The organism is Bacteroides sp. HMSC067B03, assembly GCF_001811315.1.
GTDB lineage: Bacteria > Bacteroidota > Bacteroidia > Bacteroidales > Bacteroidaceae > Bacteroides > Bacteroides faecis.
Genome location: NZ_KV804305.1, coordinates 1 through 13,406, shown reverse-complemented (window position 1 = coordinate 13,406; position 13,406 = coordinate 1). Strand labels below are relative to the sequence as shown.

The window sequence follows — 13,406 nt, the reverse complement described above, 5'->3', positions numbered from 1 at the left end:
TAAAATTTAGTTATTACTCAATACCAAGACTAGCGACACCGCTGGATTCACCAGTTCCTTCTTCTTTATTCATGATATCCAGCCACTCTTTTTCACTACGGTCTTTTACCTGTGATTGTGGGGTGTAGTTACCATTTTCGATTTCATCTGTCACAGCGGATTGGCGAATTTCAGCATACTCTTCTGCCAATTCCTTAATCTGATCTTCGACAGATATCTCAGAATTTACATCGATACGCTTGAACCACTTTTCTGGTAATTTTGCGTTATCAAAGAGAACCTTAGCTGAAGCCTGTTTGCTGGATGTTGTAATATTCCCTGTTAAGGTGGTAACGCTATTGGTTAACTCTGATATTTGCTTTTGTTGAGCCTTGAATAGTTTCATCAAAGAGGCGGGAACCCCTTCGAGATCTTCTTCTTCATTTTCTTCATTCTCTTCTGATTCTGTTGTTTTCTTGGTCTTTTTAGCTGGTTTGATTGGCTTACCGTCTTTCAGACCATTATTTTTCTCATATTCAGCGATAGCATCCTTTTTCGCTTTTTCTACTGCGGATGTATCTTCAAGATCAGGAAGAATATTGTCTTTGAATAAGGCTACATAAGTAGCAATATCTTCTTCTTTTTCGATTTTGAAAAGTTTCTGAACCTTAGAGGCGTACTTTTCGTTTACACTAGCGGCTTTCAAGCCTTTCTTAATAGCATCAATGATTATCATAACGATTTTCTATTAAAATATAAGGGGAGTAATTTTTTCCTTCCGATATATTTTATTCCAAAATCAATGAGTATATTTGCAATATGGATAAGAAGAAAGAATATAAGGAGAAAGCTAAGATCCTCGCTCTACAGAATGGATTCGATCAGGTTTCCTATTATGGAGAGTGGAAAGGCTATTTGGCATATACAGCATCCCGGAAAGAAGACAAGGAATGCTGCATTGGATATCCTCAATTTATCCTTGTAAAAGATGATACTGGACATTTAGCACCATATACACAATCGGCAGATATTATGGGGATTACTTCTATGCCAAAAGGCTATACAGAGACACTACTATAATTTCTTCACTACTCCGTTGATAATATCAGTATTTACTAGAAGATTATCCACGCGAAGTACATTAACGCCATTTTGTAGTTTAATTCTCTTCGATAAATTAGCCCAGTTTACAATTTCTCCATTTTGAGGGTCATAAATAACAATTTTCCCATCAGTCTTTTTCTCCAAAGTTATTATGTGTCCCGAATTACCACTTTTCCAAGAAAAATCAATATGATATCTTCCAGGTTCTTTTACCAATTCAATAATATCTTTAGTAAGGGCACTTATGTTTTTACTTTTTAAAGCACCGGTTCTGGTTATATCGTATACACCTCCTGCTTTCTTTTTGACAGGTGTTGTCATTGTCTTTGGGTCAATCCAAGCCCAATTTGTTTTACCAGATAGTTCATAAGGAATATTCCCGGCTTTCTTTAGGTTCGGTAATGCTGTCACATCATATCCACGCCTTCTCAATTCATTGGAAACAACGCATGATTGACAGTTTACACCATATTCATATCCTTTGCCGAAGTTTATATTTCCCCGTAGTTCATTAGCTTCTTCGAAAGTCATTTCTTTACCTCTCTTGATGCCAATTTTTTGCTCAATCTTGGTTTGATTGAAGTTTCTCACAAATCGTTCATCCCATCTTTTTTGAATATCATTTTTCTCAGCATCGGTCTTGATGCGCTTTGTTCTTGATACTTTAATGACTTCGGGTGTAGTAGGCTGGGGAGTTCTCTCTCTTTGCAAATCTCCTTCTTCGCTAAAGTTGTCCTTATACCAAAAAGCAGATTGCACCCTGTTTTTATTTTCGTCAACAAAATCCTTTGCTGTTTTGGGAATATCTGTTATAACCTGTTCTTGCGCAACTGTATCGTTTAGCAGGAAATCAGCAAAGCTGTCCGGTTCCATCGTGATCGGAGTAGCAAAACAGATACAGAAAGGATGAAAACCTGTAAACTTGAACGTTTTCGGATATTTACCTACCATTGCATCACATATCTTGCATGGTCCGCGATTATTTGCTGAGCGGTGTATCTCGATGCCTAATATAAAATCCTGTTCGCTCCAACGTTCATAGTCCGCGGTACGATAAGACATATTGGTCGATGTAGCTGTAAGACGTAATGCGTTCATCTTTGAACTACGATATATACCTTGCCCTGGGTGATAGTTCTTCATTGGTTGGGACATAACAAGTTTCCCATCTTTATCCTTTACCCGGCGAAACCGTTTGTCCGGTTTATTTAGGATTTGTCTAAGATCTTGACCTATCTGTGAGGAACTTCTACCAACAGATAGACCTGTCTGCAGATAATACTCGAGTTGTGTTTTTGTCTGATCTGCAAGATTCCATACCATTGGAGACAGATTATTGCCACGTGCATCAAGCCCTTTCCTAAGCTGAGAGAGTGCGTCTTTGTTTGTAGCAAACATTCCTTGTTTCCTTACAGAATCAATGGCCATACCCTTGATGTATTCTGTTATAAAATCTTCATTCTTCATTTCAGAGCGCTTCCATGCGTCTATATTGAAGACTGTAAGATTTGTGAGAAGAAGAGACTGCAACTTATCCAACTCCCGGTCCACACATTTTTCGACAACTTGATTACGTAGCCATACATTATCACTGCTACGATCTGCCCATTGTTTGAGAAATGGGGTAATAGACAGAATAAATCGATTAAAGATATTGGCTACTTCGCTTTGCTGAGCCAATACCTTTTGTATATGCTGCTTGTCGTAGAATGTTAGCCCTTTCATTGATATATCTGTCCTAACGGATTGTTATTGACTGAAGCCGCTTGTTCTTCCTGTTTCATTTTCTCAATTTCCTCTTTTACATTCTGAGTATAAGGAGAACGTGCGGTAAGTGTTTCCTGGCTGTTGATTGGTTTCCCACCTCCGGCTGTTGATAGATTCTGTAAGTCTTCTACTAAATTCTTCGGGAGAATAGAGCCGAAAGACACCTCAAAATAATTATTCATTATAGCATTGGAATTTTTAATATGTGATATATTCGCCATGCCTGCTTGTACAATAGCCACACATCGTTGTACTACCGGTCCGAAGATTTCCATTTGTTCCGTAGCCTTAATTTTTGCATCAATGGTCATAAACTCACGGGAGACGCCTGATAGGTCACCTATGCCAATAAGATTGTCAAACGACAAATCAGGACATGATGCACCAGAGAATATTTCGTGGCGTTCATTACTAATCTCTTCCTTTTGTGAATCTATGGACTGTTGCCATGATAGGTATTCAGCATCACCATGATACGCAGTGCCGGTATCAGGGTCAACTTCCATAGAAAAGTTTAATTCTTTCCCTACTGTATCTTTTGATGGGAGATTCGACAAACCGAAAGATTTTAGCATTGGGTCTCCGAAGTAGTCGTTAGTGTCTGACATTCTAGAGATCCGCATTTCATAATGGTCCATGAGTAAAGCGACATCTTCCCAGTCCGGTTGATCTACCTCTGCATATACTACAGGGATTTTGCCGAATAGGTTCTTATCTGACTTGATTTCCCACTGGCCCCCCTTATTTATAGCTGTGATAACATTGTCTGAGGTGTATATTTTGACACACTCGTAGGTAGAGTAGCCAATCTTGGTTGTGAACTTATGAATGAAAGCATCCATATCATCATCATCGTCAAAATGTGGATAGAACTCATAAGTAACGTTATCATCCTTTGGCAAAGAGAGTATCTTGGCTTTCAGTTCTGGGACTTTTTTCCCATTTACAACTTTGTTTACAGGGTAAAATACGATAGCGGCTTTTGTTTCTGACAACACCTTACGGGCAAAGCTCATAAGTACTGACTTCATTTTGAGTTTGCGGACAAATATCTTTTTGAAATCCTCCAAGCTTGCATCATCTGTATTATCTGCTGTGATGGTCATATCTCCGCCAAATAAAAAAGCTGCTGCTGTGCGGACAATCTTCTTTGGGATATTGGTCACTATTTTGGCTACAGGAACAGTTTTATCCTCTAATCGTTTAGGCTCCATTTTACCCGTTTGGGTATTCAATTCTTCTTCTGTTTCAGAATAGACAGCTACTGTCTTAGGTTCACGGAAACCAACGGATGTAGTGCGACGGTTACGCTTATCATTATACTCTTCTAAATATTCCCGTGGCTCACGATTTTCTATGGTGTCCACGCAAAGATCACTAACAACCCTTCCAAAGTCGTCTTGAACTAAAATCTCACTAATTGATGGCATATACTTTTCTCTTAAAATATATGGCAAACAATATTTATCCACGACCCACTTTACGAGTCGATGTTTTTAATTTCAGACCAAGTGATTCGGCAAACTCAGCGAGAATTGTCATACCATCCGGTGCATCGTCATGAGCATTATCACCTTCGCGTTTATAGCTGGTAAGTGCTTTCATGAAACGACCGTAGTCTGATCCTTTGGTGTACTCCGATTCATCGAGAAAAGCGCAATACTTTTTAATCCAGCCAGCTTTCATGATAATACGTGTTTCTTTATGCTGAGTAGTAGGACGAGCCTGTATTGCACATATCTTCTTTTCAGCTGCTACCATCCTGCGTACATGAATTGCAAATATACGTCCTCCATTGTTTGACTCTATACGCATTTGATCGCACTCTGTATCAATAACCATTTGTGCTAGGCGTGGTTCAGTAACTTCTACAGGGTCTTTGGTAAATAGAACGTCCGTAATAAAGTACTTCGGTCCGAATACCTTTGCGAATGGTGCGCAAAAATCATCATCTCCCTTGTCTGCTGTATCGCAAGCACCAAGTACACCATCAGGTTTCTTTCCTGCAATATCAACACTATTGAAGCGCATAAGAGAGGATTTTGGGAATAACAATCCTTTGGCTTCGAACGGCTCTTGCATATATTCGGCCATCCAGATACTTTCATCAGTTTCAGAACGAAGTTCCCTGTAATACTCTGTTGTATGTACATCAGCGCAGAAAGTTTCTTCGTTTTCATCAAGAGCGGCAATTCGGATGATTTCATTGTACTTACCGGCTTCTTCTAAACGTCCGAGGACGTCACTAGAGGACCAGCGAGTACCAATATCAATAAGGCAACAACTTCCTTCAATACGGGAGTCGTGCGTACCTTGCTTCCATGACCATACCTTCTCATTGTTATTGTCAGATAGTGCATCCTCCAGACTCTTGTACAAGTCGTCTGTCATGGCGAGCATAGATGCACCGAATCCGATCACAGTACCGCCGACACCGCCACCGAAGTAGCTAACCTGCCGAGCGCCTTCTACATTCCAGCCTTTGACATTCTGTTTATCTCCTTTTAGGTGAATCTCAGTAAATATCTCACGATAACGTTTTGATTTGACAATATCGCGGGTATCATAAGAGAGCTTGTTGTATAACGTGTCAGAACAACAGTTACGCATTACAGATTCTTCGGGAAAGTGTCCATACATCCAAGCGATGAAAAGAGAAGATATATATGACTTTCCGGCACGTGGTGGCATACTGACAGCAAGACGGTAGATTATACCCGCAGAATACGAACTGTACACGCGCATGAACGCTTTAGCGACCTTTTTTAGGAACAGACGTTTAGAGAAAAACTTCGGATCATAGTACAAACAGAATGCCCAAAAGTCTTTCTTTGCTATTCGTTTGCGGAGTATGGTAGCAGCTTTCGCCTTACGAATCAATATTTCTCTTTTACTTTTCTTCTTTACCATCAATAATAGCCTGTAACTGTTCGTCACTCAATCCTTCCAGTTCATCACCAAGATTCACATTTGCGTCAACTTCTTTCTTGTCACGCCATTTTTCCGGCTGCCGGTTCTTTAGCCAAAATATTGCAGCCGTTGTATCAGGAGGATAGTGTTCAATGTATTCTTTCGAATCGGTAATCTTTCCCTCTGTCGCAGCAAACTTCGTTGCTTTACAATTATAGCCAATCGCACGGTTATAGAGACGGTACGCCACATTGGCATCCGCAATATTTTTCCCTTTTTTTAGGGACTCAAGAAATTCGGGATAGTCTTTTTTCCATTTGTTTAAAGTCTGTACAGAAACAGAGAAGAACTCGGCGAGTTCTTTATCTATTGCACCCAATAAACAAAGCTTAAGAGCTTGATCGGCATACTCTTTTTGGTACTCCGATTTACGCCCTCTTTTTTTCTTCTCGTCCGGATTCTTCTTCTCTGTCATAACTAACTATAACTAACAAATTGTGATTACTCTTGCCTTAACTTGGATAAACTTCAAATTAAAATATAAATAAGGACTACTTTTTACAGCTCACAGGAATTACTTTAGGAACGGCGTTATTCCAACTTATGCTATGATGTAAACGTCTATATACAGTTCCCATAAGACGTATCTTTGTACAAGAAGGAGCGTACATAACCGTATAAAAAGATTTTACGTAAGTCCCACTATCCAAATATATATCAGTCATTCCGCCTTCTGATTGTTGGGTTGTTACCTGATTCAGTGAGACATGAGGTATCTGAAAAAATAATTTTCCTCTGCTACCCAGTAAGGTATAAGTGTTCACATCTTCATTAATTTTTCCAAAGAACTTAAAAGGCATATCCGTATCACAGATAAATGAATTCATTGCCTTTCGTTTGAGTAATTCACCGCGGACTATATTATTATGTCTACCTCCGACAAAATCCCCTCTCTGAGCCAAAGCAACTGCCAAAGCACCTGTTTTATTCTTAAAGTCAATTAGGATATCAAACACTTTGTCAAGATTGAAAATACTTCTTTGTTCCATTTCACCGCATTGGTTATAGGTATATGAGAATTCTGTATAGTCATCATCCAGCTCAATAAAATACCTATATCCTTTCTCCTTCGCTATTTCAAATGATGCATTTCTAGCGTAGATAATAGCTCGGCGGTCATTGAAATTATCACCTTCATCTATTCTTGATGCTATTTCTTTCTTGTCAAATACATATGTGTTTTGGTAAATCTCACGATATTTATTTATTGTCTTATCTTCATTGTCTAATACTATGATAACATCTCCTGTATAGCCGCATTTTCTTAATGTTTTCACAGTTCGTACATTGTTAGGACGACCATGCGTAAGTATCAATGCAACAAAGTTACTATTTCTCATCATCGTTATAATCCTCCAAATAAGAGTCTGACAATTCCTTTTTCAAACAAACGTATCCTAGTTCAATAGCTTTGTTGAAATCTATAATGACTAGGGCGGATTCTTCCATTAAAGTCTGAATATCAGCGTTTGATTGGGAATAAAATTCTGCAATTTTACCATAATCGAAAACGATATGTCTCGAAGCTGCAATTTGAAGAAACTCTTTGGCTTGCTCATCCAAATCATATCCCTTTATCTGCTTCATTAGATGTTGGTATCTCCCTAGATTATAAAGGTCTGAAATTGCAGGCTTACAACCGGTTGGTGTGTAAATAGGAGATACTATTTTCTTTGTATAAAGATTACTATTCTCTTCACTATCTGCATTGAACGTATCGGCCGAAAATTCAATATCGTCTACGGAAAACTCCCAATCGTTTAATATATCAGCTGAGAAGTTTTCTATCACCAAATCCAAATCAAATTCAGAAGTATCAGAAGTATGGTTATCCGCTAGAGCCAGCAATTTCCTCTTCTCATCTTCCGTAGATAAGTCGGTACGCTTTATTACAACTAGCTCTTTGCCGTCAGACTCGATAATTCGTACTTTGAGCCCTAGCTTTTGAGCTTCTTCATAGACGCCGTTTCCAGCTATTAACACATTGTTCCGGTCAGTTAATACAGACCGACCGGCTCCACACTCAATAAGGCTTTTGTGGATAAGCCGTTTGTTCTCGTCCCCATGGATACGATAGTTCCGGGGATCAATTGTAATTTCTTCTTTTTCTTCCATGACCAAGGAATTTCAACTAAAATATAGACTCCCCGGCAATTTTCTTTCTGATAAGTTCTTGTACTCCGTTATATATCTCATATAGCTGTTTCAATGTCTCCGGGCCTTTCCATTCCGAGAAGTTTCCGTCTTGAAAGAAATGGAACTCAAAGACACGGGCTGCCACCGTACCAAGGTCCAGGCTTTCAAATGTCTCTCTTACTAAATGCAGCTTCTCTAATATTTCAGCATTCCGATCTTCTGAATCATCTGAAATATCCTCGATGTCCAGCCTGGAATAATCTACATTATCATCCACTGGTAAAGGTTTGTATCTACTCCGGTACTGTGAAGTAGGAGAGGATGCGTTCAACTTTATCATCTTCAAAACAAAGAAATCAAGCTCTGTATAGCCATTTTTCTTTGTGTCGAGTAATTTATCAAGTAGCTTGCTTTGCTTCTGAAGGAGCGAACATATGACCTCATTTAGGACATCTGTCGCTTCGTCTGAAATACCAGCAAGCCCACAATGATACAAAGAGTAATCAAGCCATCGCTCGTAGCGCTTAGTTATGTAATTATTTACTGCTTCACTTGCCATATGCATAAAGATTTTATATATTTGCTGTTCCTAATAGCAATACAAAGCTTTATGCTTATGAAAGCGGTCGGTGGTGGTACGCCGGCCGCATTTATTTTTCCAACTCTTTACCCTTGGCAATGTTGTAATTACACAAATACATTCCTATATCCATTTCGGCCACATCTTTAGCAGGAATCTTCTCGCCGTAGATTTTATGCAGAGCTTCATTGTCGCCTCCCCATGCTCTCCATAGAACTTTAGCATCGTACTTCTTCGGTAGATGTGGGAAGAACTTTAGAAAGGCCTCAAAACTTTGCATTGCTTCTTCTCGAGCGTTTTTAATACCTTTTGTACCTAGAACGATGTCTTTAGACAATGTCTCTGATCGGGAATATCCGTTTTCCGTGTCTTGACGTATCCTTATGTTTTCCTTATGCTCAATCTCTCTACGTCTGTCTTTGCAAAAATCGGCAAGTGCCACCATGATAGCTTGATTGTTGATTTTCGTTCCCCATACAAATTGTCCTCGGCTGCCATTCTTTAGTTGGGAGAAGAAAATGCATAACTCGGCTAAGTTCAGGTACCAGTAACTAGATAAAATTGATAAGGCTGTTTCCGCCAGTTGAGCATCGGTTAGTTCAACACCGGCATATCTTAATACTGACTTCAAATGTTCAGTAATAATCTCTACTGATGTCGAATTGCTAAAGCTTCTGTTTACGTCAGCTAGAGTAGGGATATTCTCTGCATTAGCCACATCAAACAATGAGACATTACAGTTCAATTGTGCGATTGTTCCACTCCATTCAGCGACCAATTGAGAGGCTGTCAATCCAGCCTGTAAGGCCTTCTGTATTGGAGTTAACTCCCTTCGGATTACTGCTGTCACCTGGACTATCTGCGACGGGCTTAGTACTGTCTGCATCCCTGTTTTTATTAATTCTCCGTTCATCTTTCTTGTTTTTAAGTTCAAATGTCAGCCATCGGGCAAAGTGAGACATCGCATCCTTAGGCGACTTCGCCGTTTCTCCTTCATTCTGCAATTTCATAAAGAACTTCTCCAGAAACCCGTAAAAGGCTTCTAGCGTGAAATCAGGGTTTCCAGAAGAACGAGTATTCATCGTTACTGTTTCCGCCCATGATCGATTCGATTTAAGTTCAGTATAACAGTCGTCCAAAGACTTGTCGAAAAAACTATCAGCCGGAAACAGCTCTCCCACGCGTAAGGGAGATATTGTCTTATTGTCTTTAGTCTTATCTTTAATGTTAACCGTTTTACTTACCCTTTTACTTACCGTTTTACTTACCTCTTTACTTACCGTTTTACTTTCGTCAAGTAAGTAATAAACTGGCGATTTTGCATTCTTTTTACCCGATTCGAAAGTTATTAAACCTTTTTGCTGCAATCTGTTCCTAACTTCAATGACGGTCTTCTCTGATATACCGGTTGCGAGGACGATAGTCTTGTTGGGATGTTCAAACGGATTCTGCCAACCCCGAATATTGCACTCATTCAAGAGATAGAAGTACAAAAAGACTTCGTTCGGGCTGAATTCTACACTTCGATTCATCTTCCAAAATTGGTTTATATAATCTATATAGGTCATTGTATGCTATGCCGTCAGTTTCTGACGTATTAAGTTCATATTCTTTTTTACGAGTCCAATAATGCGTTCATGATACTCAGTATTATTATTACAAACACCCCGTGACTGGACAATACTCAATGTTTTCAGATTTACTTCAACCGTTTCGATGCGCTTATTACCAATACGAGCTGTTAGAATCAAAGACTCTGACTTTCTGTAGTATTTATTAGTAAACACGCAATGGTGCATTTCTTTTCCTTCTTCTAAGAAGTCCATAACGCTTTGTAGAACGCCAATCTGGATAAGATTGTCACCGAATGCTATACCGAAGAAACGACCTTTCTGTTTTAGATATTCTTTCTCATCTTTTATTGCTTGTTTCCTCTTTTTCTCAAAGTCAATCTTAGCATCTATTTTCTGTTTTATTTTCATCACTTCATCGTGAGCTTGCTTTAGATTCTTTGGACAGACGTATTTAGGAGAACGAATATCTCTTCCGATGGTATTGGACATTTCCAAGTAATCAAAATACATTCTCAGATCGGTATGTTTCGTAATCTTAAAGCCGTGACGTCTGGCTATTTTTATTGCTGGCCAGAACTTTCCAACTTGGGTTATATTATCTTCCATATATTCCAATAATTCTTTATCACCTTGCTTTATCAATGTCTCAACAAACGGATAACGCAATAACATCCTGAATAGGATATCGGGAGTGATACCATTAAAATTCTCATCGATTCCAGCATACTTCAGTTTTGGGAGTAGTCTTATGGTTTTGATATGACTTGCCCAAATGTGGTATTTGTCTTTTATACCATAATCAGAACGTATTTCCATGTCTGAACTCCAACACCAATGATCATAAGCTCCATAGCAATAGCTGGATGATTTGGACATTATTACCTCAATACCTTTGGGTGATATCCAATTCTGAACAGCTTCGTTGATCTTCATGTCGGCGGGTTGGCCTACGCGGCAGGACTTGGAAATAACAAAATGCCTTAAAACTTGGAATCCTCCGATCGTGGTTATAAGCGTGAAGTACATTGATTGAGGTGAATATACCCTTTTACGACTTCTTTGTACTTTAAGGTGCTTTCCACAACAAGGACAATTCGCACCCAATAAAGAGTATGACAAATCAGATTCTTTAGCCTCAAAGACTTCTCCGCACTCAGTACACCAAATCTTTTTAGCCCTATGGAATCCTTCCACCTTAAAGCAATTTTTTATTGCCCAGGCGGTCTGATTTTCAGTAATAGCAGGAAGCTTAGCACTCAGCTTTACAACCTGTCTCTGTAACGCTGTTTTTGGTTTCATAGATCCTCAAATAATAAAAATTGTCCTGATGGTATTTCTTTTTTCTTCCCTTTACGTTTGTTAGGAGCAACCTGTTCCGGTTTAGGCTTCTCAACTGTTAACGTTAGTTCCTTTTGCTTTTCAGGTTGCTTAGGAACTACTACTTTCGATTTTGATTGTTTATTTACCTTGATATTGTCTTCATCGTAGTAATGGACCGCTAACCCGAATACTTCATCATCAGACATACATACAGCATTACCACCGCGTTTTCTAGCTTCGCCTATAATGTAATTACAACATTCATCTATATTCTTGTTTGGCTTCGCAAAAGAGGCAACAAAGAGAGAGTCTTTCTTTGCTCGTTCTTCTAGGTATGATTGAATAACCTGTTTAAATGATTGATTCTCTTTTCCCATAGCATTAATAATTAATTGATAAAGGCATTAATAGATAAGTAAGGCTACGAACTTCTTCATCGCAGCGGGTAAAGATTGAGGCTTTCGACGGATCGCTCATGGTGATGGCAATATCTTCCGAAGGAATATTATTCACCATTTCAATTATGAAACTGCTTCTAAAGCCGATTTCAATATTACAGCCTGACTGCAGAGGAATCGTTTCTTCTGCAGACTTAGAAAAATCTAAATCATGAGCTGCTATTTTAAGAGAGTCGGAATCGAACTTGAGTACTACTAAAGACGAACTTTCATCACAGAAGACAGATACACGTTTTAGAGCAGAGACTATATCGGCTTTCTTTAATACTGCACGATTGGGCTGTTTTTGAGGGATAACGACACGATAGTTAGGGTACCGGCCTTCGATCATACGGCAGATTAACCGGTATGAATCAAACTCAAATAAAATATTAGTCTGATTTACTGATATCTCTACTTCCATCCAATCCTCCGGAACAATATTAGAAAGGATTTTAGCAAACTTGCTCGGCAGGATAAAGGCGGCCCGTTCCTTGCGCGTATAAGCGGATGGATTCTCAATCATTGCTAGACGGGTACCATCTGTTGCGACAAATGACATTGAATCTAAACCGATATCAAAATAGACACCATTCAGTACCGGACGGAGTTCATCATTGGCACTACAGATCAAGACTTGTCTTATTCCGTATAATAAGTCATTACCAGAAACAAGAAATGGGCTGGCAGTATCATCCGTGTTCATGGATGGGTATTGATCGCCTTTTTCAAGTGGTATTGAAAACCTGCCATTAGCGTACTTGACAATCAATTCCTTTTCAAGGATGGATATGGTCAATGGCTGTTCGGGAATCTCTTTTAATCCGTCGAGTAATGTCTTGGCATTAGCCATGAAAGAATAATTGATGAAGTCTGCATTACCATCTACGTTTGTAGAGATGCGTCCGCCTTCTTCTCCTGCTGTTACTAGAATAAGACCATCTTCATCAACGACAAACAAAAAGTTGTCATAAGCTGGTATTGTGTTTTTAGGCTGTATAATTCGCCCGATTGATTTCAGCTTATCTAATAAAGCTGTTTTTGAAACTATAATTTCCATGCGTCATTGTTTTGCGGCGCATAGCGTAAAGAAGAGATGAGTTTCAGTAATAAGAGCTATTGAAGCATATATATGCAATAAAAGCCGGATAAAACTATTGTTTCATCCAGCTCAACACCATTCTGTCTGCAAATATATATAGAGTTTTTGTATTTGCAAACGTTTCAGTCTTTTTTTTCTTCTTTTTTCTGTAATAAATCCAATACAGTGCGATTTGCTTTATCACAAATGCTATAATCTATATCAATGTAGATGTCAGCCATCTTATAATCATTATTCACATGACCGAGACAGAAGTCAATGTCTGCCTTCGGTACTCCGGCTTTATTTCTTGCCAAGCTGGCCCAGCTGTGGCGGGCCCAGTTCGTGGTGATTTTGAAGTCGAGTTCTAGATTCAGACAAATATCTTTCAGCCCATTATTGATTGCTCGCATGAAATTATTCAGGATCAATGTAAAAACCTGAGGGATTTTCATTTT

At 39.0% G+C, this 13,406-nt stretch carries 14 protein-coding genes and 1 pseudogene; 1 reads left to right on the top strand and 14 read right to left on the bottom strand.

What is annotated here, in order from left to right; all coding sequences use genetic code 11:
- Nucleotides 1-13: 13 nt before the first annotated feature.
- Nucleotides 14-715 (bottom strand): hypothetical protein, encoded by a 702-nt coding sequence (locus HMPREF2794_RS06660; RefSeq protein ID WP_070751202.1) that lies wholly within the window; start codon nucleotides 713-715, stop codon nucleotides 14-16.
- Between the two features lie 83 nt (nucleotides 716-798).
- On the opposite strand from HMPREF2794_RS06660, the gene HMPREF2794_RS06655 reads away from it, so the two are divergent.
- Nucleotides 799-1,059: a hypothetical protein gene (locus HMPREF2794_RS06655; protein WP_070751201.1), complete on the top strand. Its 261-nt coding sequence runs from the start codon at nucleotides 799-801 to the stop codon at nucleotides 1,057-1,059.
- Here HMPREF2794_RS06655 and HMPREF2794_RS06650 read toward each other — a convergent pair.
- The 13 genes and pseudogenes from HMPREF2794_RS06650 to HMPREF2794_RS06590 all read right to left on the bottom strand — a co-directional run.
- Nucleotides 1,054-2,763, bottom strand: a complete 1,710-nt coding sequence (locus HMPREF2794_RS06650; RefSeq protein WP_139147237.1) for a toxin glutamine deamidase domain-containing protein — start codon at nucleotides 2,761-2,763, stop codon at nucleotides 1,054-1,056. The two genes, HMPREF2794_RS06655 and HMPREF2794_RS06650, sit on opposite strands and share 6 nt — an antisense overlap.
- Before the next feature lie 41 nt (nucleotides 2,764-2,804).
- Complete coding sequence (locus HMPREF2794_RS06645; RefSeq protein WP_070751199.1) at nucleotides 2,805-4,280, bottom strand: phage portal protein; 1,476 nt, start codon at nucleotides 4,278-4,280, stop codon at nucleotides 2,805-2,807.
- Between the two features lie 34 nt (nucleotides 4,281-4,314).
- Nucleotides 4,315-5,760: a phage terminase large subunit gene (gene terL, locus HMPREF2794_RS06640; RefSeq protein ID WP_070751198.1), complete on the bottom strand. Its 1,446-nt coding sequence runs from the start codon at nucleotides 5,758-5,760 to the stop codon at nucleotides 4,315-4,317.
- On the bottom strand, nucleotides 5,741-6,235 hold the full coding sequence (locus HMPREF2794_RS06635) for a terminase (RefSeq protein ID WP_070751197.1): 495 nt from the start codon (nucleotides 6,233-6,235) through the stop codon (nucleotides 5,741-5,743). Before HMPREF2794_RS06635 ends, terL begins: the two co-directional genes overlap by 20 nt.
- A 76-nt stretch (nucleotides 6,236-6,311) precedes the next feature.
- Nucleotides 6,312-7,160, bottom strand: coding sequence for a GREB1-related protein (locus tag HMPREF2794_RS06630; RefSeq protein ID WP_371490056.1), 849 nt, complete (start codon nucleotides 7,158-7,160; stop codon nucleotides 6,312-6,314).
- Nucleotides 7,150-7,935, bottom strand: a complete 786-nt coding sequence (locus HMPREF2794_RS29425) for a ParB N-terminal domain-containing protein (protein WP_240052935.1) — start codon at nucleotides 7,933-7,935, stop codon at nucleotides 7,150-7,152. The genes HMPREF2794_RS06630 and HMPREF2794_RS29425 overlap by 11 nt, the downstream gene beginning before the upstream one ends.
- Before the next feature lie 16 nt (nucleotides 7,936-7,951).
- On the bottom strand, nucleotides 7,952-8,515 hold the full coding sequence (locus HMPREF2794_RS06620; RefSeq protein WP_070751231.1) for a hypothetical protein: 564 nt from the start codon (nucleotides 8,513-8,515) through the stop codon (nucleotides 7,952-7,954).
- Between the two features lie 91 nt (nucleotides 8,516-8,606).
- Nucleotides 8,607-9,422: a hypothetical protein gene (locus HMPREF2794_RS06615; RefSeq protein WP_240052938.1), complete on the bottom strand. Its 816-nt coding sequence runs from the start codon at nucleotides 9,420-9,422 to the stop codon at nucleotides 8,607-8,609.
- On the bottom strand, nucleotides 9,304-10,068 hold the full coding sequence (locus HMPREF2794_RS06610; protein WP_240052936.1) for a helix-turn-helix domain-containing protein: 765 nt from the start codon (nucleotides 10,066-10,068) through the stop codon (nucleotides 9,304-9,306). Before HMPREF2794_RS06610 ends, HMPREF2794_RS06615 begins: the two co-directional genes overlap by 119 nt.
- 42 nt (nucleotides 10,069-10,110) lie before the next feature.
- Entirely contained in the window at nucleotides 10,111-11,409 is a 1,299-nt protein-coding gene (locus HMPREF2794_RS06605) for a PcfJ domain-containing protein (RefSeq protein WP_070751194.1), read from the bottom strand.
- Entirely contained in the window at nucleotides 11,406-11,807 is a 402-nt protein-coding gene (locus HMPREF2794_RS06600) for a PcfK-like family protein (RefSeq protein WP_070751193.1), read from the bottom strand. Before HMPREF2794_RS06600 ends, HMPREF2794_RS06605 begins: the two co-directional genes overlap by 4 nt.
- 4 nt (nucleotides 11,808-11,811) lie before the next feature.
- On the bottom strand, nucleotides 11,812-12,927 hold the full coding sequence (gene dnaN, locus HMPREF2794_RS06595) for a DNA polymerase III subunit beta (RefSeq protein WP_070751192.1): 1,116 nt from the start codon (nucleotides 12,925-12,927) through the stop codon (nucleotides 11,812-11,814).
- Between the two features lie 164 nt (nucleotides 12,928-13,091).
- Nucleotides 13,092-13,406: pseudogene (locus tag HMPREF2794_RS06590) on the bottom strand (hypothetical protein); the annotation flags it as partial.

What these genes read in the sequence shown, in the direction of transcription:
- HMPREF2794_RS06660 (WP_070751202.1), bottom strand. Translation starts at nt 715, where the DNA reads ATGATAATCATTGATGCTATTAAGAAAGGCTTGAAAGCCGCTAGTGTA.
- HMPREF2794_RS06655 (WP_070751201.1), top strand. Translation starts at nt 799, where the DNA reads ATGGATAAGAAGAAAGAATATAAGGAGAAAGCTAAGATCCTCGCTCTA.
- HMPREF2794_RS06645 (WP_070751199.1), bottom strand. Translation starts at nt 4,280, where the DNA reads ATGCCATCAATTAGTGAGATTTTAGTTCAAGACGACTTTGGAAGGGTT.
- terL (WP_070751198.1), bottom strand. Translation starts at nt 5,760, where the DNA reads ATGGTAAAGAAGAAAAGTAAAAGAGAAATATTGATTCGTAAGGCGAAA.
- HMPREF2794_RS06635 (WP_070751197.1), bottom strand. Translation starts at nt 6,235, where the DNA reads ATGACAGAGAAGAAGAATCCGGACGAGAAGAAAAAAAGAGGGCGTAAA.
- HMPREF2794_RS06630 (WP_371490056.1), bottom strand. Translation starts at nt 7,160, where the DNA reads ATGAGAAATAGTAACTTTGTTGCATTGATACTTACGCATGGTCGTCCT.
- HMPREF2794_RS29425 (WP_240052935.1), bottom strand. Translation starts at nt 7,935, where the DNA reads ATGGAAGAAAAAGAAGAAATTACAATTGATCCCCGGAACTATCGTATC.
- HMPREF2794_RS06620 (WP_070751231.1), bottom strand. Translation starts at nt 8,515, where the DNA reads ATGGCAAGTGAAGCAGTAAATAATTACATAACTAAGCGCTACGAGCGA.
- HMPREF2794_RS06615 (WP_240052938.1), bottom strand. Translation starts at nt 9,422, where the DNA reads ATGCAGACAGTACTAAGCCCGTCGCAGATAGTCCAGGTGACAGCAGTA.
- HMPREF2794_RS06610 (WP_240052936.1), bottom strand. Translation starts at nt 10,068, where the DNA reads ATGAATCGAAGTGTAGAATTCAGCCCGAACGAAGTCTTTTTGTACTTC.
- HMPREF2794_RS06605 (WP_070751194.1), bottom strand. Translation starts at nt 11,409, where the DNA reads ATGAAACCAAAAACAGCGTTACAGAGACAGGTTGTAAAGCTGAGTGCT.
- HMPREF2794_RS06600 (WP_070751193.1), bottom strand. Translation starts at nt 11,807, where the DNA reads ATGGGAAAAGAGAATCAATCATTTAAACAGGTTATTCAATCATACCTA.
- dnaN (WP_070751192.1), bottom strand. Translation starts at nt 12,927, where the DNA reads ATGGAAATTATAGTTTCAAAAACAGCTTTATTAGATAAGCTGAAATCA.